Annotated in this window: 21 protein-coding genes; 11 read left to right on the forward strand and 10 right to left on the reverse strand. The window is 59.2% G+C overall.

The window, feature by feature from the left end; translation table 11 throughout:
* Nucleotides 1-2 precede the first annotated feature (2 nt).
* The gene (locus EV130_RS17295) at nucleotides 3-986 is read left to right on the forward strand and encodes an ABC transporter ATP-binding protein (RefSeq protein WP_074064347.1); all 984 of its coding nucleotides are present in this window, start codon (nucleotides 3-5) and stop codon (nucleotides 984-986) included.
* A gap of 19 nt (nucleotides 987-1,005) precedes the next feature.
* Here the strand turns inward: EV130_RS17295 and EV130_RS17300 are convergent, their stop codons facing one another.
* From EV130_RS17300 to EV130_RS17320, 5 genes are read right to left on the reverse strand one after another with little or no spacing between them, the layout of a single operon-like run.
* Nucleotides 1,006-1,743, reverse strand: a complete 738-nt coding sequence (locus EV130_RS17300) for an ABC transporter ATP-binding protein (RefSeq protein WP_132550850.1) — start codon at nucleotides 1,741-1,743, stop codon at nucleotides 1,006-1,008.
* Nucleotides 1,740-2,585 carry an ABC transporter ATP-binding protein gene (locus EV130_RS17305; RefSeq protein ID WP_132550852.1) on the reverse strand — a complete coding sequence of 282 codons (846 nt, stop codon included), beginning with the start codon at nucleotides 2,583-2,585 and terminating at the stop codon, nucleotides 1,740-1,742. The genes EV130_RS17300 and EV130_RS17305 overlap by 4 nt, the downstream gene beginning before the upstream one ends.
* Nucleotides 2,572-3,474, reverse strand: a complete 903-nt coding sequence (locus tag EV130_RS17310; RefSeq protein WP_132550854.1) for an ABC transporter permease — start codon at nucleotides 3,472-3,474, stop codon at nucleotides 2,572-2,574. Before EV130_RS17310 ends, EV130_RS17305 begins: the two co-directional genes overlap by 14 nt.
* Complete coding sequence (locus EV130_RS17315; RefSeq protein ID WP_132660922.1) at nucleotides 3,471-4,499, reverse strand: ABC transporter permease; 1,029 nt, start codon at nucleotides 4,497-4,499, stop codon at nucleotides 3,471-3,473. The genes EV130_RS17310 and EV130_RS17315 overlap by 4 nt, the downstream gene beginning before the upstream one ends.
* A 19-nt stretch (nucleotides 4,500-4,518) precedes the next feature.
* Nucleotides 4,519-6,114, reverse strand: coding sequence for an ABC transporter substrate-binding protein (locus EV130_RS17320; protein WP_074064342.1), 1,596 nt, complete (start codon nucleotides 6,112-6,114; stop codon nucleotides 4,519-4,521).
* A gap of 139 nt (nucleotides 6,115-6,253) precedes the next feature.
* Between EV130_RS17320 and EV130_RS17325 the strand changes: the two genes are divergently transcribed.
* The 3 genes from EV130_RS17325 (at nucleotide 6,254) to kdgD (ending at nucleotide 8,979) form a co-directional block, all read left to right on the forward strand.
* The gene (locus tag EV130_RS17325; protein WP_132550858.1) at nucleotides 6,254-6,955 is read left to right on the forward strand and encodes a FadR/GntR family transcriptional regulator; all 702 of its coding nucleotides are present in this window, start codon (nucleotides 6,254-6,256) and stop codon (nucleotides 6,953-6,955) included.
* A 71-nt stretch (nucleotides 6,956-7,026) separates the two neighbouring features.
* Entirely contained in the window at nucleotides 7,027-8,007 is a 981-nt protein-coding gene (locus EV130_RS17330; RefSeq protein ID WP_132550860.1) for a mannonate dehydratase, read from the forward strand.
* A 48-nt stretch (nucleotides 8,008-8,055) separates the two neighbouring features.
* Entirely contained in the window at nucleotides 8,056-8,979 is a 924-nt protein-coding gene (gene kdgD / locus EV130_RS17335; protein ID WP_074064340.1) for a 5-dehydro-4-deoxyglucarate dehydratase, read from the forward strand.
* A 352-nt stretch (nucleotides 8,980-9,331) separates the two neighbouring features.
* Here the strand turns inward: kdgD and EV130_RS17340 are convergent, their stop codons facing one another.
* Entirely contained in the window at nucleotides 9,332-10,666 is a 1,335-nt protein-coding gene (locus EV130_RS17340) for a dicarboxylate/amino acid:cation symporter (protein WP_074064339.1), read from the reverse strand.
* A 248-nt stretch (nucleotides 10,667-10,914) separates the two neighbouring features.
* Here EV130_RS17340 and EV130_RS17345 point away from each other — a divergent pair, with 248 nt between their 5' ends.
* Nucleotides 10,915-12,777, forward strand: a complete 1,863-nt coding sequence (locus tag EV130_RS17345) for a sensor histidine kinase (protein WP_074064338.1) — start codon at nucleotides 10,915-10,917, stop codon at nucleotides 12,775-12,777.
* Entirely contained in the window at nucleotides 12,774-14,141 is a 1,368-nt protein-coding gene (locus tag EV130_RS17350) for a sigma-54-dependent transcriptional regulator (RefSeq protein ID WP_132550864.1), read from the forward strand. Before EV130_RS17345 ends, EV130_RS17350 begins: the two co-directional genes overlap by 4 nt.
* A gap of 376 nt (nucleotides 14,142-14,517) precedes the next feature.
* Here EV130_RS17350 and EV130_RS17355 read toward each other — a convergent pair whose 3' ends face one another.
* The 4 genes from EV130_RS17355 to EV130_RS17370 all read right to left on the reverse strand — a co-directional run bounded on the left by EV130_RS17355 (nucleotide 14,518) and on the right by EV130_RS17370 (nucleotide 16,367).
* Nucleotides 14,518-14,994, reverse strand: a complete 477-nt coding sequence (locus EV130_RS17355; protein WP_165918541.1) for a hypothetical protein — start codon at nucleotides 14,992-14,994, stop codon at nucleotides 14,518-14,520.
* A 48-nt stretch (nucleotides 14,995-15,042) separates the two neighbouring features.
* Complete coding sequence (locus tag EV130_RS17360; protein ID WP_132550868.1) at nucleotides 15,043-15,519, reverse strand: TspO/MBR family protein; 477 nt, start codon at nucleotides 15,517-15,519, stop codon at nucleotides 15,043-15,045.
* A 70-nt stretch (nucleotides 15,520-15,589) separates the two neighbouring features.
* On the reverse strand, nucleotides 15,590-15,814 hold the full coding sequence (locus EV130_RS17365; protein WP_074064335.1) for a DUF378 domain-containing protein: 225 nt from the start codon (nucleotides 15,812-15,814) through the stop codon (nucleotides 15,590-15,592).
* A gap of 70 nt (nucleotides 15,815-15,884) precedes the next feature.
* Nucleotides 15,885-16,367, reverse strand: a complete 483-nt coding sequence (locus EV130_RS17370; protein WP_420493406.1) for a fasciclin domain-containing protein — start codon at nucleotides 16,365-16,367, stop codon at nucleotides 15,885-15,887.
* Between the two features lie 172 nt (nucleotides 16,368-16,539).
* Here EV130_RS17370 and EV130_RS17375 point away from each other — a divergent pair, with 172 nt between their 5' ends.
* The 5 genes from EV130_RS17375 to EV130_RS17395 all read left to right on the forward strand — a co-directional run bounded on the left by EV130_RS17375 (nucleotide 16,540) and on the right by EV130_RS17395 (nucleotide 22,480).
* Nucleotides 16,540-17,118 carry a helix-turn-helix domain-containing protein gene (locus EV130_RS17375; RefSeq protein ID WP_132550870.1) on the forward strand — a complete coding sequence of 193 codons (579 nt, stop codon included), beginning with the start codon at nucleotides 16,540-16,542 and terminating at the stop codon, nucleotides 17,116-17,118.
* Nucleotides 17,119-17,763: 645 nt separating this feature from the next.
* Nucleotides 17,764-18,888, forward strand: a complete 1,125-nt coding sequence (locus EV130_RS17380) for a sugar ABC transporter substrate-binding protein (RefSeq protein ID WP_074064333.1) — start codon at nucleotides 17,764-17,766, stop codon at nucleotides 18,886-18,888.
* Nucleotides 18,889-18,966: 78 nt separating this feature from the next.
* On the forward strand, nucleotides 18,967-20,520 hold the full coding sequence (locus tag EV130_RS17385; protein WP_074064332.1) for a sugar ABC transporter ATP-binding protein: 1,554 nt from the start codon (nucleotides 18,967-18,969) through the stop codon (nucleotides 20,518-20,520).
* Nucleotides 20,517-21,497 carry an ABC transporter permease gene (locus EV130_RS17390; protein WP_074064331.1) on the forward strand — a complete coding sequence of 327 codons (981 nt, stop codon included), beginning with the start codon at nucleotides 20,517-20,519 and terminating at the stop codon, nucleotides 21,495-21,497. The genes EV130_RS17385 and EV130_RS17390 overlap by 4 nt, the downstream gene beginning before the upstream one ends.
* Nucleotides 21,494-22,480: an ABC transporter permease gene (locus EV130_RS17395; protein ID WP_132550874.1), complete on the forward strand. Its 987-nt coding sequence runs from the start codon at nucleotides 21,494-21,496 to the stop codon at nucleotides 22,478-22,480. Before EV130_RS17390 ends, EV130_RS17395 begins: the two co-directional genes overlap by 4 nt.
* Nucleotides 22,481-22,491 lie beyond the last annotated feature (11 nt).

Below are 22,491 nucleotides of genomic sequence, written 5' to 3' on the forward strand. Positions count from 1 at the left end.
CAATGGCCGAGGTCACTCTTACCCGGATTTGCAAGAGCTTTGGCGCCCTTGATGTCATCAAGGGCATCGATCTGGAGGTGCGTTCGGGTGAATTCGTCGTATTTGTCGGGCCGTCTGGATGCGGAAAATCGACCTTGCTGCGCATCATTGCCGGGCTTGAGGAGTCGACGTCCGGCATGCTGACCATAGGCGGCAAGGACGTCACGGACGCCGAACCATCAAAGCGCGGTATCGCCATGGTATTCCAGAGCTACGCGCTTTATCCGCATATGACGGTCGCCGATAATATCGGCTTCGGGCTTTCGCTTGCCCGCCGCCCGAAATCCGAGATCGAGGCCAAGGTCCGCGCAGCAGCCGAGACCTTGCAGCTCACGCATTTGCTCGACCGCAAGCCAAAGGCGCTTTCCGGCGGGCAAAGGCAGCGCGTTGCCATCGGCCGCGCGATCGTCCGTGATCCAAAGGTCTTTTTGTTCGACGAGCCGCTCTCGAACCTCGACGCATCCTTGCGAGCCCAAATGCGGCTTGAGATTGCACAACTTCATGCCCGTCTAAGAGCAACCATGATCTACGTTACCCACGACCAGGTCGAAGCGATGACGATGGCCGACAAGATCGTCGTCTTAAACGGTGGCAGGGTCGAGCAGGTGGGCAGCCCGATGGAACTCTACCGCAAGCCGGCGACGCCCTTCGTCGCCGGCTTTATCGGCAGTCCGAAGATGAACCTCTATGCGGGCGAGATTGCGCAGCGCTTCGGGTGCCAGACATACGGGATCCGACCCGAGCATATTCGACTTTCACAAGCCGGAGGCGAGTGGCAAGGCAGGGTCAGACATATTGAGCGGCTCGGGGCCGATGCCATCCTCTATCTGGATGTTCCAGAAATCGGCGAAATGGTGGTGCGCGCCGAAGGAGAGACCGTATTTGCAACAGGTGCCACCATTTGGGCAAGTCCGGTGGAAGGCGCGGCCCACCTGTTCGGTGCATAGCCGGATCGCCGAGCAGGAATCAGAGAAAACTTGCCTCGAAAAGTTCTCGTGAATAATCGGCATGGGTGGCACCTTTTTCCAGATCGGCTTTCGTCAGTTCATCGACGAAAGCACCATCTTTCATGATAAGGACCCTGTCGCACATGTGCGCGATCACTGCGAGATCGTGGCTCACGAGCACGTAGGTCAGCCCATGCTCGTCGCGCTTGTCTGCAAGAAGATTGAGGATCTCGGCCTGTACGGAGACGTCAAGTGCCGAGGTCGGCTCATCGAGCAGCAGGATTGGTGGCGACAGGATAAGAGCCCGCGCAATGGCAACGCGCTGACGCTGGCCCCCCGACAATTCATGGGGAAAGCGGTTGGCAAAGCTGTCGGGCAGTCCCACCTGCCGCAGCGCCTTTTGAACGGCAGACCAACCATCACCCTGCCCCATCGACCGGAGAGGCTCGGCCAGGGCCGTCCCGATGCGATGACGCGGATGAAGCGAACCATAGGGATCCTGAAACACCATTTGAGCGCACTTCAGCTCATTTTTCGACCGGATCTTTCCGATTACCTTGCCGTCGAGTTCTATTGAACCCGTCCATTTCTGCTCGATACCGGCTAGAGATCGCAGAACCGTCGATTTGCCGCAGCCGGATTCCCCGACGATGCCAAGCGTTTCGCCCTTGGCGACCTCGAAGCCTACCCCTTTTACGACGTGATTGCGCGTTTTGCCCGCACCATAGACAACGTCGAGATTGCTGATCCTGATCATTTCGCCGCCTCTGTTTCCAATGCCTTCCTGTCCAGTACTTTCAGTCTGCGGACGGGATGACGAGGGTCGGGAAGCGCCGCAATCAGGCCACGGGTATAGGGATGGCGGGCGTTATCGAGGCTGGTGAGCGTTTCAACGACGCGACCCGAATACATGACCAGGATCCGCTCGCAGAAGGCTGCGACCATGCGGATATCGTGGCTGATGAGGATGAGGCCGGAATCATTTTCCCGCACCAGTTCGTCGAGCAGGACGAGTACGTCCTTCCTGACACTGACATCGAGCGCCGATGTGGGCTCGTCGGCAATGACCAGCTTCGGCTTGGCAAGCAGCATCATCGCAATCATCACGCGCTGGCCCATTCCACCGGATATCTGATGCGGGTAGAGTCCCATGACGCGCTCTGCATCACTGATCCTGACGCGTTGGAGCATGCTTCTTGCACTCTCCATCGCTTCAGCGCGACGCAGGCCAAGATGAAGCCTTGCCGCCTCCGCCACCTGCCGGCCGATGGTCAGCACCGGATTGAGCGAATAGCGTGGATCTTGCATGATCAGTGCCATCTCCTTGCCGCGCAGTGCACCCATCTGCCGTTCGGTCCTTTCAAGCAGAGGACTGCCGGCAAGGTCGAAACGCTCCGCCGAGATCTCGGCGCTCGGCGAAAGAAGGCGCATGATCGCCCGCCCGGTCGTCGATTTTCCGGAACCGGACTCGCCCACAATTCCCAGCCTTTCCCGCCCCAGGTCGAAGCTGACTTCGCTGACGGCCGGTATTGAACTGCGCCCAAAGCGCACGTTCAAATTCCGCACAGAAAGGATCGTTGAGGTTTCACGATCTTGCATGGCGCGGATCCAGGATATCGCGCAGCGTATCGCCGGCGATGTTGAAGGCGAGGCTCGTGAGCAAGATGGCAATGCCGGGCATGACGGCAACCCACCAGTAATCGAGCATGAACTTGCGTCCGCTTGATATCATCGCGCCCCATTCCGGCGCCGGCGGCTGCGCGCCAAGGCCGAGGAAGCCGAGCGATGCCGCCGTCAAGATGATCCCGGCCATGTTGAGCGTCAGGCGCACGATCACCGACGGGACGCACATCGGTGCAATGTAAAGAAGCAGTATTCTCAAGGAAGAGGCTCCGTAAAGGCGGGCTGCGGCAACGTAGTCGGCGTTGCGCACGACCAGGGCCTCTGCTCGGGCAAGCCGGGCAATCGGCGGCCAGGCCGTCAACGAGATTGCGATGATCGCCGTGTTCAATCCGGCTCCAAGGGCGGCGGCAAATGCAAGGGCCAGGATCAGCGAGGGAAAGGACAGGACGATGTCGGTTGCACGCATCAAGATCGCGTCTGTCCGGCCGCCGAAAAAGCCGGATACGATGCCGATGAGCAATCCCACAGGGCCGACAATTACCGATATCGAGAACACCGTCTGGATGGTGATCCTTGTCCCATAGACTAGACGGCTGAAGATATCGCGTCCAAACTCATCTGTCCCTGCAAGATGTGCAAGGCTGGGCGGCTGCAGTGCGTCACTCAGCATTTGGACATTTGGATCATAAGGCGCAAGCGCCGGGCCAATGACTGCAACGATGCAAAGCACCACGAGGATAAGGAAGCCGCAGAGACCGAGCGGCTCGTCGGCAAGTTTGCGCCCGGCGCGCGCCAGCGAGGCGGCGATGCGGGCGGGAATAGGCGGGCGCCTGATCTCGCTTTGAGAATGGAGCGCGTCGGTCATTGCGTGGCCTCCCGGGTGCGCGGGTCAAGCAGCGCATAGGCAATGTCTGCTACAAAATTGAGGAACATGAAGATGAAGCCAACGATGATTGTTGCGGCCAGGATGGCGTTCATATCGCCGATCATCAACGCATTCGTCATGTATTGACCAATCCCCGGCCATGAGAAGACGATCTCGGTCACGACCGCGCCTTCCAGAAGATTTCCATAGGAAATCGCAAGAACGGTGATCAGCTGCACGGCAATGTTTGGCAGAACATGACCGAGCACCGTATTCGCCGGCCCGACCCCTTTGGCTCGCGCAGCAATGACGTAGTCCTGATTGAGCTGCTCAAGTGTAAAGCTGCGGGTCATGCGGGTGATATATGCCATGGCGGCGTAAGCAAGGATGATGGCCGGCAGAATGATGTGCGAGAGCGCATTCCAGAAAATTTCGGGCTCGCCTTCGAGCAGGCTGTCCACCAGCATCAGACCGGTCCTTGGGGTTACGATACCCTCGTAATAGACATCGACCCTGCCTGGACCGCCCACCCAGTTGAGCCCGGCATAGAAGATTACCAGCCCGACGATACCGAACCAGAAGACCGGTATCGAATGACCGACAAGGGCCACGACCCGCGCCGTCTTGTCGATCCAGCTGTCGCGGAAAAGTGCGGCCGCAAGTCCGAGCGGTACACCTATGAATGTCGATATGATGACCGCCAAAGTGGCAAGCTCAAACGTTGCCGGAAATGCCTGAGCCAGATCCTTCGAAACGGGATTGCCCGTCAGGATTGCCGTTCCGAAATCACCATGCAGCAAGCCCGTCAGATAAATGAAGAACTGCTGATAAAGTGGCAGATCAAGCCCAAGGCGCGCCCGCATCGCCGCGTAGGCGGCAGGGTCGGCAAGCTCGCCGACCACTGCGCCGACGGGATCGGCGGGCATGACGCGGCCGATCACGAAGGTGACGCAAAGCAAGATGAACAGACTGACGATGAGTTGGAGGACGCGCCTTCCAAGCTCACTCGTGGACAATTCCTTCATGATCGGCTGCCTGCGTCGGTTATTCGGTTTCTGCCTTGGTTACGGCTTCAAGTCGCGTCGTCATGTTCGGATGGCCGACATAGTCCTTAACGCGCGCGTTTAGAACGATCGGCTCGTAACGCTCGAAGAGCGGCAGCACAGCCGGTTTGAGGTCGACGAACATCTTTTGCATTTCGACATAAAGCTCGCCGCGCTTCTTGGCATCCGGCTCAAGCGAAGCCTTTGCGGTCAGCTTCGTCAGTTCGGGGATATCCCAGGCCGAGCGCCAGACGAAGTTGCCGGCGTTGTTTGCCTCCCTGGAATTGTCCGGATTGCTGGAAAACTGCTCCATCGAACCAAGAACGTTCGGCATGTAGGAGCCAGTCTGCGGGATCAAGAGGTCGAAATCGCGGGCGCGGTGGGCCGCGATGATCTCCGAACCATTGCCCTGCTGGATATTGACCTTGATGCCGATCTGCGCAAGCGAGGCCTGGATGGCTGTCGCAAGATCGATACGCGGCGTCTGCGCGATCGTCTTCAAAGAAAGCGAAAAGCCGTCCTTGAACCCGGCCTCCGCCAAAAGCGACTTGGCCTTTTCGACATCGAGATGCCAATCAGGGCTCGAAATTGCATATTCGTAGTTCTCCGGAACCGGCACCGTCCGCACCCTGCCGTAAGGCCCCATGATGGTCTTTTCGATGCCGGCATAATCGATGCCGTAGGCGATCGCCTCGCGGACCTTTGGATTAGACAGATATTGATTTCCGGCATTCATGGAAAGCACATAGAACCCGCCGGTCGGTACGCGCTGAATTTCGAATCCCTGCTTGTTTTGAAACGTCGCAAGATCAGATGCGCTCAATGCGCTTGCAATGTCGATGTCGCCGCGCTCAAGCATCAGGCGCTCGACCTGGCTTTCAGGAACATGCCTGATAACGACGCGCCGCATCTTCGGTTCGCCCCCGACATACTCCTTGTTGACGTCCAGAATGACGATCTCGTTGGGTGTCCAGCGATTGAGCGTGAAGGGACCCGAACCGGCAGAATTCGTGCGCAGCCACGCGTTTCCATAGTCGTTGTCCTTGACGTGCTTCAAAACCTCGACGCTGTCGACAACGCTGGTGGTCACCATAGCGAGACGATAGAGAAGCAGTTCCGGCGTAACCTCGCCCGACAGATCAATGCGAACTGTATGTTCGTCGGGTGCCGTCACCAGCTTTTCAATATTGTCGGCATTGTAGCCGACCCGCTTCAGGTTGGCCGCTGCTGCCTGGTTCATCTTGAGAAGACGCGTCAGCGAAAATACGACATCCTTGGATGTCACCGGATTACCGGAGGCAAATGCCGCCTCCCTGAGCTTGAACGTAATGCCTTTATCATCGATCGCCCAGCTTTCTGCCAGTTGCGGAGCGATCTTTCCCTCCGGTGTCGCCAGGACCAGACGGTCATAGAGATTGCACATGATTTCATTGGCCTTGCCCTCCGTCGCCTGCTGCGGATCGAGCGACAACACCTGGGCAAGCGACGTGCCGATGACGAGTTGATCCTTCGGCGTTTCGGCGACGGCGGCAGAAGCAGTCAGCGCCAGAAAACTGATGGCGGCTCCAACGAATAGCCCCTTGCGAAAATGCTTCATTTCAATTCCTCCCTAGTCTACTATAGAAGACATATTATGTCATCGGTATGTCGTATTATGATTTACAGAAGTTCCTGCGGGTTGGCAAGAGCCGCCCATGGGCATTTGCGACAGGCGCTGTGAGGGTTGGGATTTGAAAATGCGACGGAGCCGGGAAAGACTTGCGCAGCAGTTGATCGATCAGATGCGTGCCCAGATCGAGTCAGGAAAGCTTAAAGAGGGAGACCAGTTGCCCACCGAGCCGCAGCTGGAGGCGACTTTTGGTGTAAGCCGCACCGTTGTTCGCGAGGCCATCGCCGATCTTCGCTCAGCCGGCTATGTCCGACCCATCCAGGGAAAGGGAGTGTTCGTCAGCAATCCTTCTGCGCAAAAGGCATTTTCGCTAACGCCGATCGAAATCAGGAGCATCCCGGAAACCCTTGAATTGCTTGAATTTCGTATGGCCACGGAGGGAGAGGCGGCCGCAATTGCGGCCTATCGAAGAACAGCTGAACAGGAGGCTGCAATACGTGCAGCCAACCGCAAGATGGCCCAGATGATCGAGGATGGCGCCCCCACGGTCGAAGCAGATTACGAGTTTCATATGGCGATCGCAGCGGCGACGAATAACCGCTTCTATGTCGACGTATTGCGGCATTTTGGCCCTCGGTCCATCCCCAGGGGGCAGTTTCCAACGCTGCCCGAGGCCCATGATCGTGCCTATCTCGAGAAGGTCCACGCAGAACATGTCGAGATCCTTGAGGCCATTGCGGATCAGGAACCCGAGCGGGCGCGGCAGGCCATGCGGGCGCATTTGCTTGCCAGCCAGCGGCGCTACCGGAAGCTGGCCGAACAGCGATAAGCCACTCGACACCTCTCGGAATTCATATTATGTCATATGACATTTCTGAAATTTGGAGAGGATTTCAAAACATGTATGTTGGGACCCAGGTCGCGGTTCGCGACGACGACGATTTGCGTGTTTTCGCGCAGCTCGGGCTGAAGCATATCTGCGCCGACCCGCCCGGACCGCCTGCGAGCTGGTCTCTTGATGATCTCGAACGCCACCGCGACAAGATCGAGAGCTTCGGATTGATCCTTGATATGGTTCAGCTGCCCCTTCCCTCGCGGCCGATCGAGAAGGCCTCTTATCCAGATATTCTGCTTGCCGGTCCCCAACGTGATCGTCAGATCGATGCCGTCTGCAGACTGATCGAGGATATTGCCGCGGCAGGCATTCCAGCGGCAAAATATAACCTCAATCTGATCGGCATCCCCCGCACGCCGATGGAGCCGGGCCGCGGCGGCTCGATGAACGAGGCCTTTCGCTGGGAAAAAGCCGATCAGGGAGCAGCGCCCGGTCTTGCCGGGACGCTTTCCGAGGACGAGAACTGGGAAAGAATCGATTATTTCCTCCAGCGTGTCGTGCCGGTTGCCGAAAGCAATCGCGTGCGGCTCGCCTGCCATCCGCATGATCCCTACACGCCCCCCGGCTATCGCGGCGTCACCCGCGTCCTGGGGACTGTCGACGGCCTGAAGAAGTTCGTGACCATGCACGAAAGTCCCTATCACGGACTGAATTTCTGCCAGGGGTCGATCGGCGAGATGCTCGAGAATCCGCGCGAAGAAATCGAAGAGGTCATCCGCTGGTTCGGAACGCGCGGAAAAATCTTCAATGTTCACTTCCGCAACATCAAGGGCGGAAAACTGTCCTTCATGGAAACCTTCCCCGACGAGGGCGACATGGACATGGTCCGCTCTGCACGGATCTACAAGGAGGTTGACTACAAGTACATGCTGATGCCCGATCACGTCCCGACGATCAGCGGCAGGGATCCTTCCGGCGTGGCCTTTGCCTTTTGCTACGGCTACATCGCAGCGCTCGTCGAAGCGCTTGAGACGGCCTCAATCTAAGCCGATCCCGCATTCCCTTCACCTATGAACATCAAACAGGAATGAACAATGGATCCAATAGAACTCAAGCGAGCGGTAGGCAGCGGGCTCCTCTCCTTCCCGGTCACGCATTTCGATCAAGAACTCAAATTCGACGAGGATTCATATCGCAAACACATCGAATGGTTGGCCGGCTACGACGCGGCCGCTTTATTCGCCGCGGGCGGCACCGGGGAGTTCTTTTCGCTCAATCCGCAGGAAATTCCTTGCGTCGTGGCGGCGGCAAAAGGATCGGCCGGGAAAACACCGATCATCTGCGGCGCCGGATACGGCACCTCGCTTGCAATCGACATCGCCAAATCCGCCGAGAAGGCCGGCGCAGACGGTCTATTGCTTTTGCCGCCCTATCTGATGTTCAGCGAACAAGCCGGCCTCATCGACCATGTGAAGGCCATCTGCAAGTCGGTCGGCATCGGCGTCATCGTCTATAACCGTGACAATGCCGTCTTGACGGCCGACAGCATTGCAAGGCTTTGCGATGAGTGCCCGAACCTGATCGGCTTTAAAGACGGCGTAGGTGATGTCGACAAGGTGATCGAAATTACCACCAAGCTTCAGGACCGTCTGGTCTATGTCGGCGGCATGCCGACGCATGAGGTGTATGCGCAGGCCTATTTTGCAGCCGGCGTCACCACCTACTCCTCGGCGGTCTTCAACTTCATACCGGCGCTTGCCCAGCGTTTCTATCAGGCGCTTCGCTCAGGCAATCAGCCTGTCGTTGACGAAATCCTGAAGACTTTCTTCTTTCCCTTTGTGGCCTTGCGCAATCGCAAGAAGGGTTACGCTGTCTCGATCATCAAGGCCGGGCTGCGGGTGCGTGACCGGGACCCCGGCCCCGTCCGTCCGCCGCTTATCGATCTCAACCCGGAAGAAACGGCGCTGCTTGAGCATATCGTTCAGGCAAACGAAATTGAAAAAATCGCAGCGGAGTGAAGAGGCGGCAGGGCCACACGGTGCCCTCCCAGCCGTCCTGAACCACCTCTTCAAGAACGGCCGCGCGGCATGGTTGGATCCGCGCGGCCGTCTGCTGACCAGGCATTTCCCAACGGCCAGATCAGCCGACGGGCGGCGGGGTTTCGCTCTGGCCGCCGTCATGGCTTCAGCCGAGGGCTGTGAGCCTCTGTCGCCTGAGACGTTGTCATCTCCTCGGCACGCGCGGCCCCTCGCCTTAAGGTTGGGCGTTACATTGAGGAGCCAGAAAATTCCACCATGCCCGCCTTTGTGGAGGCGCGAAAAAGCCGCGCCCTCGTCAGAGCGCGGCGACTTGTCGCTGAAAGCTCAGGCGTTATTCGGCAGCCTGAAGTGAGGGGACGGTCACGTCACCAATTTCCGGCAGGTCACCGGCCATTGCTGCAGCAAACTTTGTCTGATCCAGTTCGTTCTCCCAGCGAGCGACGACAACGGTGGCGACTGCGTTTCCGACGAAATTCGTCAACGCGCGGCATTCCGACATGAAGCGGTCGATGCCGAGGATGAGCGCCATGCCGGCGACGGGAACCGACGGAACGACCGAGAGCGTGGCAGCGAGCGTGATGAAGCCCGCGCCGGTGATGCCTGCAGCACCCTTTGAGCTCAGCATTGCTACCAGCAAAAGCAGGATCTGGTCAGCGAAGGACAGCGGCGTGTCCGTCGCCTGTGCGATGAACAAGGCTGCCAGCGTCATGTAGATGTTGGTGCCGTCGAGATTGAAGGAATAGCCGGTCGGGATCACAAGGCCTACGACGGAGCGCTTGCAGCCGGCTTGTTCCATCTTCGCCATGAGACCGGGAAGGGCTGCTTCCGACGACGACGTACCCAGGACAAGCAGCAGTTCCTCCTTGATGTAGCGGATCAGCGCCAGGATCGAGAAGCCGTTGTAGCGGGCAACGCCGCCAAGCACGATCAAGACGAAAAGCAGTGACGTCAGATAGAAGGTGCCGATGAGCATGGCAAGATTGGCGATCGAACCGATGCCGTATTTGCCGATCGTAAAAGCCATCGCACCAAAGGCTCCGATGGGGGCCGCCTTCATCAGGATCGCAACGAGGCGGAAGATCGGCGTCGTCAAAGCCTGCAGGAAATCCACCACTGGCCGGCCGCGGTCGCCGACCATGGCAAGCGCAATACCGAACAGCACCGAAAAGAACAGCACCTGCAGGATGTCGCCGTCGGCGAAAGCACCGACGATGGTCGTCGGGATGATATTCATCAAGAAGCCAGTGATGGTCGAGTCGTGGGCCTTTTCGGCATAGGTCGCCACCGCCTTGGCGTCGAGCGTGGCCGGATCGATATGCATGCCCGCACCCGGCTGGATGACGTTGGAAACGACAAGACCGACGGCAAGTGCGAGCGTCGAAAAGACGAGGAAGTAGATCATCGCCTTGCCGGCGACGCGCCCGACCTTGTGCAGATCGGACATCCCGGCGATGCCGGTTGCCACCGTCAGGAAAATGACCGGCGCGATGATCATCTTGACGAGCCTGATAAAGGCATCGCCCAGCGGTTTCAGCGCCGTGCCGAGTTCGGGGTAGAAGTGCCCGAGAAGAATGCCTGCACAGATCGCGAAAACGACCTGCACATAGAGATGCCGGTAGAATGGAACTTTGCCGCGCGCCGGCGAGGCTGGAATTGCTACACCCATAGTGTCCTCCATAAAGCCCCAAACCGAAAAACGGCCTCCCGGGGCGGATGATGCGGATATCTGGTAATTCAACAGCCACCCGGCTGTTTGCAGACACATTGCAACGGCCATGCCAGTTTGCTTCCACGCCCCTAAACCCCTGTTTTTTCGTATGTTTTCGACAATCCGATCGGGAAAGCGAATTCAGCTGGGCGCCTTTTCGCACAAAATGATTTGACCATTGTGCGAGAATACGCACATTCTTGGTCATGCTTCAGCGGTCAACCACTGACAAAGTTCGAACTCCGCCGGATGTCATTCGGCAGGCGCGTCGGGCCTGGATCTTCTTTCTAACTGCATCTGCGATGCTGATTGCGGCAGCGCTCGTCGGCGCCGAACTTTACGGGCGCCGTTCGGCGATCGAAGCGTTGGAAAGCCGTGCCCGCACCGATGCCAATCTCAAGGTCGCTTTGCTGACGGCCGTTCTGGAGCGCCCTCGCGCCCTGCCTCTACTCCTTTCGGAGGATCAACAGGTTCTTGACGCGCTCTCATCTGCAAAGAGCGGCGCAACTGATCTCTTAAACCGCAAGCTGGAGCGGCTGGTCACCGACACGCAAGCCGCCGTGCTTTATGTCATCGGTCCCGATGGCATAGCCGTGTCCTCAAGCAACTGGCGCCAGTCCACCAGTTTCGTGGGAAACGACTACGCGTTCCGCGACTATTTCCGTCGCGCGATGGAGCAAGGCACGGCGGAGCACTTCGCCCTTGGCAGCGTCAGCAAACGCCCCGGCCTTTACATCTCCCGAAGGGTCGGCAGTGCGGCCGCTCCACTCGGGGTCGTTGTCGTCAAAATGGAATTCGACCGTCTGGAAAGTGACTGGCGTGACGCAAGCCGGCCCGTTTACGTGACGGACAACCATGGGGTCGTTTTGATCACCAGCATTCCTTCCTGGCGTTTCATGACCACCGGGCCGGTACCGCAGCAGGATCTTGCATCCATTCGAAGCAGCCTGCAGTTCGGAGATGCACCGCTGGCTGAGCTTCCCATCATGCATCCCTTAACCATCGGCCCGGACGCAGCCATTGTTTCTGCGGTCCTGCCCGGGGGCGGAGAGGCCCAGTATCTGCGCCTCTTTGCGGCGGTTCCCACGACGCCATGGCGGCTGGAATATTTGGTTCCAACCGAAGCGCCGGTCGCCTCGGCTGTGCGGGAGATGCGGCTTATCGCACTGGCGTTTTTGCTGCCCATTGTCGCAATCGCTGCCGTTTTGCTGAGACGGCGGCAGGTATCCATGATGAGGATCGCCAGCGAACAGGCCATGCGCGAGGAACTGGAGCGCCGGGTCGTTGCCAGGACAGATGAATTGAGCCGTGCTCGCGATCGCCTGCAGGCGGAAATTTCCGATCATCGAGATACGGAGGCGAAGCTGCAGATCGTGCAACAGGAGCTCGTGCAGGCAAACCGGCTCGCCATCCTCGGGCAGGTTGCAGCCGGCGTAGCCCATGAGATCAATCAGCCGGTTGCCACGATCCGCGCTTACGCCGACAACGCCCGCGTCTTCCTGCAGCGCAAAGAGCCAAGTCCGGCCGAGGAGAATCTCGGTGCCATTGCTCAGCTCACCGAAAGAATCGGCACGATTACCGAGGAATTGAAAGCCTTTGCGCGCAAAGGTAGGACGGCTGCCGAGCCCGTTGAGCTTAGCACCATCATCGAAGGCGCCGTCGTCTTGCTGAAGAGCCGGTTTGCCGGGCAGCTGAACGCACTCGACATTCAGATGCCGCCACCGGGTCTCTTCGTCATGGGCAATCGGATCCGGCTGGAGCAGATTCTGATCAATCTGTTCCAGAACGCCCTTGAGGCGCTCGAAGGCCGCGACGATGCGAAGGTGGAGGTATCCGTTGCAGCTACGCCCGAGCAGGTCGCCATCGCCGTGTCGGATAATGGACCCGGCATTCCACCGGCAATTCTCGACACTCTCTTTACGCCGTTTCATACATCCAAGGAAAAAGGCTTGGGCCTCGGGCTGGTCATTTCAAAGGACATCGTTGCCGATTACGGCGGCCGGATCGATGTCACAAGCAGCGGCAACGGCACATGTTTTACAGTCCACCTTATGAGGGCAAAGACATGAGGGATGCGTTATCGATCTTTCTCATCGACGATGACAAGGACCTGCTGCGGGCGACCAAGCAAACCTTGGAGCTTGCGGGCTTTAAAGTTTCAGCCTTCTCGGTCGCCAGTGAAGCCCTTGGTGCCCTTAGCGCCGATCATGCAGGCGCGGTCGTTTCCGATATCCGCATGCCGCAGATTGACGGTCTGCAGCTTTTCGATCGCGTGCGGAAGGAAGACGAGGACCTGCCGGTCATCCTGATCACCGGCCACGGCGATATTCCCATGGCGGTGAAGGCCATTCAGGACGGCGCATACGATTTCATCACCAAGCCGTTTGCAACCGACCGGCTGGTGCAATCAGTCAGAAGGGCGGTGGAAAAACGCGCTCTCGTTCTGGAAAATAGAGCGCTGCGCCGGGCCGCCGATCAGGCTCGGGACGACCTGCCGCTGATCGGCCAGACAGCGACGATGGAGCGGCTGCGCCGGACCTTGCGCCAGATCGCCGATACCGAGGTCGACGTGCTCGTCACGGGTGAGACGGGCAGCGGCAAGGAAGTGGTGGCCAGCCTGCTGCATCGATGGAGCCGCAGAGCATCGGGCAATTTCGTTGCCCTCAACTGCGGAGCTCTGCCGGAGACGGTCATAGAGAGCGAGCTCTTCGGCCATGAACCCGGCGCCTTTACCGGAGCGCAAAAGAAGCGCGTCGGGCGTATTGAGCATGCAAGCGGCGGGACGCTTTTTCTCGACGAGATCGAAAGCATGCCGCCGTCGACCCAGGTGCACATGCTGCGCGTTCTCGAGATGCGGGAAGTGACGCCGCTGGGCACCAATGAGGTCAGACCCGTTGATCTGCGCGTCGTCGCCGCCGCAAAGGTGGATCTTTCAGACCCGGAACAGCGCGGGAATTTTCGTGAGGATCTCTATTACCGGCTGAATGTGGTCACGATCTCGATCCCGCCGCTTCGAGAGCGCCGGGACGACATCCCCCTCCTCTTTGGCCATTTTGCCGAGCGCGCGGCCTCCCGGTTTCACCGCGAAGTTCCGGCGATCTCGTCAGCCATTCAACGTCATTTGCAGGGTCACGACTGGCCAGGCAACGTGCGCGAACTGTCGCACTTTGCCGAACGCTTCGTCCTCGGCGTTGAGCAGGCTTCGGCAGGTAGCCAAGCGTCGCCTCCCGATACGGGACAAGGCCTTCCCCTGCCCGAGAGACTGGACCGCTATGAGGCCAGCATCATCCGTGAGGCGCTCGATGCCAATGGCGGCGACGTGCGCCGCACGATTGCGGAGCTCGGAATACCGCGCAAGACTTTTTACGACAAGCTCCAGCGCCACGGCATCGTCCGCAGTCAGTTCGCAGCAGCCAAATCCGGGCAGATTTGAACGGAGCTGCATCGATCGAGACAAATGAATCCGAATTCGCATTCCCGTCGGTACTCGAACCCGCGACGATCCGCCATGCGCTCTCGCCGCTCGAAAGGACGACGTCGTCGTTGTCTCGTCTCCCGCCCATGCCATTGTCCTGCTCGTCGCCGTAAGGAGCCAGAGGGAGGCTCGAGCGGACACAGCCGGCACTGCGGAAGGCAGATTGCGACCAAGTCATTGCTGCCGTCACGCCCAAATCTAGCGGCCGTTTGGCGAAAAAGACCGACCGGGCCGTTCGGGGCCCGCCTCCCATGCCGCCGTGGGGGCCGGAGGGGGCAATATGCCTGGCGCGGCGAACGACATGGAATTCTTGCATCTGAAAGTGGCGCCTGCTTTACAGTTTCCGGCTGTCATAGGCCCAGTGAAGCAGCGCCTGCCGCTGGCGCCGGCGACACCAGAGATCGCCGGGCTCGCAATGGTGCCTGATCTGGGCGATGTGTCGCCGCATGGCCCGCCAGCGGCCGATCTGACGTTCGTCCTCGCCGGGCATCCTGCGGCCGCGGAAATAGCGACAATACCACTGAAACCAGCCCCTCGGATCGTCTGGATGGATCCAGCCCTTTGCTCGCCAGACACTGAGAGGCTGACTGGCGTCAACACCAAAGTAGTTGAGCGAGGGATCGCGGGTAACCGGCGAAAGGCGAGCTTGCCCGAACCAGCTTTCAGGAAATTCTTGCCGGCAGTCAGTCATGTATTTGCCGGCGAAGAGCCCAAGCGCCAACATGTCCGGCGGCATGAGGCCCGGCCGGAATTCTGCATGGAACTCGCATCCCGTCGCTGCCGTAAGGGCGTAGCGGTAACCCTGCTGCATGCGGTCATTCACCTCGATCCATCTGGCGCCCAAGGAGTGCACTCCCTTCTAGACACGCACCGGCAGTGGGTTGCGCCGCCAGATCGCGAAGTTGAGCACCGATGCGAAGCTTACCCATGCCAGGTAGGGCAGGAGCAGCAGCGCTGCTGCCGTGCTGATCGGGTAGAACAGCAAGATGGTGGCCGCGATGGAGAGCCAGACCACAATAATCTCGAAGAAGGCCAGGTCGAGCCGATGAAGACCAAAAAAGATCGGTGACCAGGCTGCATTCAGCATCAGCTGAAGCGTGTAGACGGTGAGTGGCAAAGCGACCTCGGGCAATCCGCCCTCCCGCCAGACCAGCCACCCGGACAGTGCGATCGTCCCGTAAAGAAGCATCCACACGGGCGCAAAGTACCGATCCGGCGGGCGCCAAGCCGGCTTATCCAACCGCGTATACCATTTTCCCGGACGAAAGAGCGCACCGATGGCACCGGCGGCGAACGTGGCCAGTGCAAATCCAAGAAGCATGAGGAGGGAAATCATATCCGTTGGAACCCTGTCGCTACGATGCCGAGCGGCCGCTCGCAATGTCGAGCAGCCTCTCGTTTCAGATCTATCGGCCACGCTGCGCAGCAATTTCCCCCGCGCCGACTGCAAAAACCAACGGCCGGAACTGCCATGCCGCCGACAGTCCGACCAGCGTGTAGACGGTGCGGGCAAGAGCCGAGCCGGCCCCAAGAATCGCGGCGACCAGGTCGAAGCCGAACAGGCCAACGAGGCCCCAGTTGAGACCGCCGACGATGACGAGGGCGAGCGTCAGAATATTCAAGAACTTCATGTCATTCTCCATGGTTGTCTGTCGGGCGAGGCGACGGCGCCTTCGGCCGGGCCACGCGGGGGAATGGCGATCAGCCCTTCGGCGGCAAAATCACCCGGTCGATGACGTGAATTACGCCGTTGGAAGCAGCGATGTCGGTCGCGGTGACGTTTGCGTCATTGACCTTGACCGAACGACCCATTGTCTCGACGTCGATCATCTTGCCGTTGACCGATTTCGCTTCGTCGACGCCGATGACGTCGGCGGCCATCACTTTTCCGCGAACGACGTGGTAGGTAAGGATATCGATGAGCTGCTCCTTGTTCTCCGGCTTCAGCAACTCCGCCACCATGCCGGCGGGCAGCTTGGCAAAGGCGGCATCGGTTGGCGCAAAGACGGTGAACGGTCCGGGTTCCTTCAGGGTGGGAACGAGCCCGGCAGCGTCGAGCGCCGAGGCAAGCGTCTTGAACTGGCCGGCCTCCACTGCCGTATCGACGATGTCCTTTTCAGCAGCCTGCGCCTGGAGTCCGATGGCTGCAATGGCAACCACAGCGGCTGCGAATACGCGTTTCATCCTCATTGTCATGCTCCCTGTTTTCAAACGCGCCTCAATCCGAGACGCATGAATTATCGTTTAATGAAATTTCTTTTTCCTACCAGTAATATTTTCGTGACAATAATAAGTTTTGTCTTGACGGGAACATTTGGCATGACACCTTATCGCCTGACGAAAAGGAGTTGATAAAATGCTATCCGACACACTCGCTGGCGAACTCGAGCGCTACAGGATCGGGCCGCGCATAAAGACGCTGCGGCTGAATAAGAAGATGGGCTTGGTGCAACTTGGGACCCATACGGACCTGTCGCCCGGGATGCTTTCGAAGATCGAGCGCGGTCAGTTGTTTCCGACCTTGCCAACGCTGCTGAGGATCGCGATGGTCTTCGGCGTCGATCTCGATTACTTCTTCAACAAGGAAGGGCCGCTGGTTACCGTGACCAGAAGGGATGAGCGTCTGCGGCTTCCAAGCCCGCCAGACGAGGCGACGCCATTTTATCTTTTCGAAAGCTTGAACTATCCGGCCGGCGAACGGCGCATGGACGCCTACTTCGCGGAGTTTTCCGCCAATACCCAGCCTTCAAAACCGCACCGTCATGGCAGCGCGGAGTTCATCTACGCCATGAGCGGCCGGCTGACTGTCGATGTCGACGGCGAAGAGACGTCCCTGAACGAAGGCGATGCCATGCATTTCGATTCAAGTGTGCCGCACAGCTATCGCCGTGAGGGCGAGAGCGCCTGCACGGCAATCGTGGTGACGATCCCCTGAACATACAATCTTGTTCCAGCGCCTGAAGACCGCCTCGCCTCCCGCCAATGCCATTGTCCTGTCCATCTACGAAAAGAGCCAGATCCCGACAATGGCACCGTCAAACCTGGGCATCAACACTTGCCGGCGCCAGAATTGGCGCGCAGCGCTTCCGCAAGCTCTTCCTATCAATATTGGATACGCAATATGCTGCACCACGCTTTGCCTGACGCGCGATGCTCCAAATGGGGAAAACCCCACGGTGGGATGGCCATGTTTTCAAACAACCGCATGGGCACAGACGGTCTTCACGCCGCTGGGTTGTGGCATCTCTCGTTCCGGAGTAACCGTCCTGTCCGCACAAAGGCCGCAGCAAAAGACCGCCACCAATCTCGGTTTAGGCATCGCGCACGCAAAACCGCAACGCTGCAGAAACGCAAGATTCCCTAGCAGAGCAGGTCAACCCGGGCCGCTTTACAATCATGGTTGCCAGCGCTAGCATTGCCTTCGTGACGCAGGGGAGGAGCCCGTCTGACGTCATCTGGATAGCGTATCGACATGCCTTGCCGGACCGGCACCGACTGCACAAAACAACCGCAGCGGAGGGTCGATGATGCCGACACCCATTCGACGCCATTCCAAGTACGGCAACAATGGGAGGATTCGATGTACAAGACATTGGTCGGCGGCATCCTGGCCGCGGCTGCAATCACGCTTTCCCAATCCACGGCACTCGCCGAGCCGGAAATCGTCAGCGGGCCTGCGGCCGAAGCCGAGTGCTTCGTGCCGTGGACGGCAGAAACTAAGTTCTTCAAATTTCCAAAGAAGGACGCCCCCTACCGCATAGCGCTCGCCAACGGCTATATCGCCAATACCTGGCGAATCCAGATGATCCAGACGGCGAAAGCCTATGCGTCGCAGCCGGAGGTCGCATCGAAACTCAAGGAGTTCAAGGTTGTTTCGACCGGCGAGGACGTGCCTGCGCAGATCTCGGCAATCAACAACTTCATCGATTCAGGCTATGACGCCATCGTCGTCAATGCCCAGAACCCGACGGCGTTCGGACCGGTCATCAAGCGTGCCAAGCAGGCCGGCGTCATCCTGGTCGCCTTCGACAACATCCTGGACACCGAAGACGCAATCAATGTCAACGTCGACCAGAAGGGCCTTGGCGTATTGTGGGCAAACTGGCTGGCAAAGCATCTGCCTGACGGCGGCAAGGTTCTGGAAGTGCGCGGCGTTCCCGGTACCTCGGTCGACACAGACCGTCACAACGGCATTCACGAAACCTTTGCTGCGACCGGCAAGAAATGGGATGTCGTCGAAGTGCTCGGAAAATGGGACGATCCGACAGCACAAAAGGCGACCGCCGACGCAATTGCCGTGCACAAGAAATTTGACGGGATCACCGCGCAGGGCGGCGATACCGGCGTCGTCCAGGCGATGATCGATGCCGGACATCCCTTTGTGCCTTTCGGGGGAGAGACTGAGAACGGCTTTCGCAAGTTCTGCGCCAAACATGCCGCCGAGGGTCTGAAATGCTCCTCCGCCGGTACAGGCCCCGCACAGGTGGCGGTTGCCATCAAGACGGCGATCGCTGCGCTTGAAGGACAGGTTGTGCCGCAATCCATCAAGCTGCCGCTGGCAATTGTTGAAGATCCAAACTTCAAGGAAGGCCAGGACTTTTATCCCGATCAATCCGACAACTTCTTCGTCGGCAATGCCTTTCCGACCTGCGGCATCAACTTCACCGCGCAGGAGATCATGGGGCAGTCGAAGGAAAACCAGTAGACCGGGTCCAAGCCACCCGCCTGAGCGGCGCGTCGCGGTAGCCGCGACGTGCCAGTAAGACCGGTTTCGAGGAGCCTTATGATTACATCAGAAAGCCCGGCGACAACGCCCCTCTTCAAGATGAGCGGTGTTTCGAAGCGTTACGGCGGCGTTCACGCTCTGGAAAATGCCGAACTCACCGTGAAACCGGGGCGGATTCACGCCATTCTCGGCGAGAACGGCGCCGGAAAATCGACCCTTATCAAGATCATGGCAGGTGTCGTCGCGCCCGACGAGGGCCAAATGTTGCTGAACGGACGCCCGGTCAGCTTCAGGTCCCCCGCCGAAGCCTGCGCTGCGGGGGTCACTTGCGTGTTCCAAGAGCTTTCGCTCATTCCCGACCTGAGCGTTGCCGACAACATCTGCATCGCTGCGCCGCCGCGCCATTTCGGCCTGATCAATCGCAAGGCACAGCGCGCGATCGCCGAGGAGATGCTGGCCAGGGCAGGCGCCGAAGACGTCCATCCGCGGGCGCTGGTCAAGGATCTGTCACTGTCGCGTCGGCAACTGGTCGAGATCGCCAAGGCGCTCGCATGGAAGCCGCGCATTCTTATTCTCGACGAGGGAACGTCGGCGCTTACGGCGACTGATGTCGCCAAGGTTTTTTCCGTCCTGAGGCGGCTCCGGTCCGAGGGCTTGGCGCTGCTTTACATTTCACACCGCATGCAAGAGATCGCCGAACTGGCCGATGAATGCACGGTTTTGCGCAATGGCCGCAATGTGATGAGCTTTGCGGCCGGAACGCGCAGTGGCAGCGAGATCGTCGAAATGATGATCGGCCGTGAATATTCCAACGCCTTCCCGCCGAAACCGGCGCGAGCGACAGCCGATACGGCTCCGCCTCCGCTTGAGTGCCGCAAGCTGTGCTGGGGGGACAGCCTGCGCGACATTTCTCTTGCCGTCGGCAGAGGCGAGGTGGTCGGCCTTGGCGGTCTGGACGGTCAAGGACAGCGCGAAATGCTGCTTGCCCTTTTCGGCGTACTTCGCGGCACCACCGGCTCCGTCCTTGTCGATGGCAAGCCGGTCACGCTCACCAGTCCGGCGGTCGCACGTTCAAAGCATATCGGCATGGCTCTGATCCCCGAGGACCGCAAGACCGAAGGATTGATGCTGGAGATGACGGTCCGGGAAAATCTCTCCTTCGCGGTGCTGGACCGAGTATCCAAGGGAGGCGTCATTGACCGGAAAAAGGAAGGACAGCTGATCGACGAGATGGTGCAGTTGCTGGCGATCAAGACGGCAGGTTTCGACATTCCGGTCAGCGAGCTTTCTGGCGGCAATCAGCAAAAGGTCGTCATTGCCAAGTGGCTGATGCGCCGGCCCCGGATCGTGCTGCTCAACGACCCCACACGCGGCATCGATGTCGGCACCAAACAGGAAATTTACCAGTTGCTGCGACGGCTTGCCGAGGCTGGCGCGGCCATCCTTTTTTATTCGACGGATTACGATGAACTGATCGGCTGCTGCGATCGCGTTCTCGTATTTTATAAGGGCAGCATCGTACGCGAACTGCGGGATGGCGGCATCACGCAGCATGCTTTGGTCGCAAGCGCGCTCAATGTCGAGGGCGAGAAGGCGGAGAGCGCGGCATGAAGGAATGGCGTTACCGTTTGCACGAACGACGCGGCACGCTGATGGCAGCGGCTGTTTTCTTCGTCATGTTTGCCATCTACGTCTCCAACCATCCGGCCGGTTTAACGTCCAACGTCGTGCAGACCGCCGCCAACAAGGGTGTTCTGCTTGCTTTTGTCGCGATGGCGCAGACGCTGGTCGTGATCACGGCCGGCATCGACCTCTCGGTCGGCATGATCTTCATCCTTACGAATGCGCTGGCTTCCTGGGTCGTTCTCGGAACGGCGGTTGAAACGGCCTTCGGCGTGATCGCCGTTCTGACTACCGGTCTTTTCTGCGGAGCATTGAACGGCCTGATCGTCATTTATGGAAGATTGCAGCCGATTGTCGCCACCATCGCGACGGGCGCCATCTTCTTCGGGATCGCCTTGTTGCTGCGGCCCTTTCCCGGCGGCTCGGTCAATGAGGAACTGGCAGATCTCATGACGGGAAAGATATTCGGCACTGTGCCCGCCAGCCTGATTGCCCTGGCTGCCATCGTTCTCGTCATTTGGGTGCCGTTCAGCCGGTCGATCATCGGACGGACAGCTTATGCATCCGGCTCGTCGGAGACCGCAGCCTATATGTCCGGACTACCGATCCGTCGCGCCAAGTTTACTGCCTATACGCTGGCCGGCCTTCTTGCCTCGATCGGCGGCCTGTTTCTCACATTCTTCACTTTCACGGGCGAGGCAGCCCTTGCGAGCGGCAATGCCTACACGCTCTTCTCGATCGCCTCGGTCGTGCTTGGAGGCGTATCCCTTTTTGGCGGCAAGGGCAGCGCGATCGGTGCGGTATTCGGAGCTCTCGCCTTCCGCACCATCGGCGACCTGCTTTTCGTCTTCGATTTCGATCCGCTGTGGCAGCCTCTGTTCCAGGGTGTGGTGCTGCTGGTAGCGGTCAGCCTCGGAGCCTTCGGATTGTTTCGCGTCCGCAATCGGCTGGAGTGGTTCGGATGAGCAACGTAACGCGAGAAGAGCCGGTGAGCTCTTCGCCTAAAATCGCCCGGCGGCTTGATCCGGCGATCGCGACGGCCTTCGGTTGCATCATCCTTTTGCTGATCATCGGCAGTTTTTATTCGACGAGTTTTCTGTCGCCTCAATATCTCCTGCAGCAGTTGAAAGTGGCCTCCTTCCTCGGCGTCATTGCCACCGGCATGATGATCGTCATCCTCCTCGGCCAGATCGATCTTTCAGTTCCCTGGTCGATTGCCGTTGGTGGAATGATGGCTTGTGCTGCGGCCGCATATGGTCCTGCAGGCGAGGTGCTTGCCATTCCCTTCGGAATCGTCTGTGGCATGGCGATCGGCCTCGCCAACGGGATCGGCGTTGCCTATCTGCGCATTCCATCGATGATCATCACTCTGGCGACCAACGCCGTCGCTCAGGGGTTGATGGTCCTTTATACCGGTGGTTTTTCGCCACAGGATTCGGCTACATTTGCCATGCGCTATCTGGCAACCGGGTTTCTTCTCCCCGCCATACCCAATGCCGTCCTCATCTGGGCCGTCATCGGTTCCGGCACGGTCTTTGCGCTCACGCGCACGACATTCGGCCGTTCCGTCTACGGCATCGGCAACCGCGAGAGCGCGGCCTATCTTTCCGGCATCAACACCCGTCGCATCGTCCTGATCGCCTTCATCGCATCCGGTGCCCTTTCCGCCTTTGGCGGTGCCCTGCTTGCCGGCTATGCGTCGAAGGCGGCCCAATCGATGGGCGATGCTTATCTTTTACCTTCGATCGCCGCCGTCGTCCTCGGTGGAACGTCCATTCTCGGCGGCAGGGGCTCCTATCTCGGCACGGTCGCCGGCGTGATCTTAATCACGCTCCTGCAATCGATCCTCTCGGTCATGCAGATGCCGGAGGCAGGAAGGCAGATCATCTACGGCACTGTCATCATCGCCATGCTGCTGCTTTACGGCCGCAGTCCTGCCAACCGGTGACCCGCGGCCTC

Source organism: Rhizobium azibense (assembly GCF_004342325.1).
Lineage (GTDB): Bacteria > Pseudomonadota > Alphaproteobacteria > Rhizobiales > Rhizobiaceae > Rhizobium > Rhizobium etli_B.

What these genes read in the sequence shown, in the direction of transcription:
- EV130_RS17305 (WP_132550852.1), bottom strand. Translation starts at nt 2,585, where the DNA reads ATGCAAGATCGTGAAACCTCAACGATCCTTTCTGTGCGGAATTTGAAC.
- EV130_RS17330 (WP_132550860.1), top strand. Translation starts at nt 7,027, where the DNA reads ATGTATGTTGGGACCCAGGTCGCGGTTCGCGACGACGACGATTTGCGT.
- EV130_RS17375 (WP_132550870.1), top strand. Translation starts at nt 16,540, where the DNA reads ATGCTATCCGACACACTCGCTGGCGAACTCGAGCGCTACAGGATCGGG.
- EV130_RS17380 (WP_074064333.1), top strand. Translation starts at nt 17,764, where the DNA reads ATGTACAAGACATTGGTCGGCGGCATCCTGGCCGCGGCTGCAATCACG.
- EV130_RS17365 (WP_074064335.1), bottom strand. Translation starts at nt 15,814, where the DNA reads ATGAAGTTCTTGAATATTCTGACGCTCGCCCTCGTCATCGTCGGCGGT.
- EV130_RS17395 (WP_132550874.1), top strand. Translation starts at nt 21,494, where the DNA reads ATGAGCAACGTAACGCGAGAAGAGCCGGTGAGCTCTTCGCCTAAAATC.
- EV130_RS17340 (WP_074064339.1), bottom strand. Translation starts at nt 10,666, where the DNA reads ATGGGTGTAGCAATTCCAGCCTCGCCGGCGCGCGGCAAAGTTCCATTC.
- EV130_RS17310 (WP_132550854.1), bottom strand. Translation starts at nt 3,474, where the DNA reads ATGACCGACGCGCTCCATTCTCAAAGCGAGATCAGGCGCCCGCCTATT.
- EV130_RS17320 (WP_074064342.1), bottom strand. Translation starts at nt 6,114, where the DNA reads ATGAAGCATTTTCGCAAGGGGCTATTCGTTGGAGCCGCCATCAGTTTT.
- kdgD (WP_074064340.1), top strand. Translation starts at nt 8,056, where the DNA reads ATGGATCCAATAGAACTCAAGCGAGCGGTAGGCAGCGGGCTCCTCTCC.
- EV130_RS17390 (WP_074064331.1), top strand. Translation starts at nt 20,517, where the DNA reads ATGAAGGAATGGCGTTACCGTTTGCACGAACGACGCGGCACGCTGATG.
- EV130_RS17350 (WP_132550864.1), top strand. Translation starts at nt 12,774, where the DNA reads ATGAGGGATGCGTTATCGATCTTTCTCATCGACGATGACAAGGACCTG.
- EV130_RS17325 (WP_132550858.1), top strand. Translation starts at nt 6,254, where the DNA reads ATGCGACGGAGCCGGGAAAGACTTGCGCAGCAGTTGATCGATCAGATG.
- EV130_RS17345 (WP_074064338.1), top strand. Translation starts at nt 10,915, where the DNA reads ATGCTTCAGCGGTCAACCACTGACAAAGTTCGAACTCCGCCGGATGTC.
- EV130_RS17385 (WP_074064332.1), top strand. Translation starts at nt 18,967, where the DNA reads ATGATTACATCAGAAAGCCCGGCGACAACGCCCCTCTTCAAGATGAGC.
- EV130_RS17360 (WP_132550868.1), bottom strand. Translation starts at nt 15,519, where the DNA reads ATGATTTCCCTCCTCATGCTTCTTGGATTTGCACTGGCCACGTTCGCC.
- EV130_RS17295 (WP_074064347.1), top strand. Translation starts at nt 3, where the DNA reads ATGGCCGAGGTCACTCTTACCCGGATTTGCAAGAGCTTTGGCGCCCTT.
- EV130_RS17370 (WP_420493406.1), bottom strand. Translation starts at nt 16,367, where the DNA reads ATGAAACGCGTATTCGCAGCCGCTGTGGTTGCCATTGCAGCCATCGGA.
- EV130_RS17300 (WP_132550850.1), bottom strand. Translation starts at nt 1,743, where the DNA reads ATGATCAGGATCAGCAATCTCGACGTTGTCTATGGTGCGGGCAAAACG.
- EV130_RS17315 (WP_132660922.1), bottom strand. Translation starts at nt 4,499, where the DNA reads ATGAAGGAATTGTCCACGAGTGAGCTTGGAAGGCGCGTCCTCCAACTC.
- EV130_RS17355 (WP_165918541.1), bottom strand. Translation starts at nt 14,994, where the DNA reads ATGCAGCAGGGTTACCGCTACGCCCTTACGGCAGCGACGGGATGCGAG.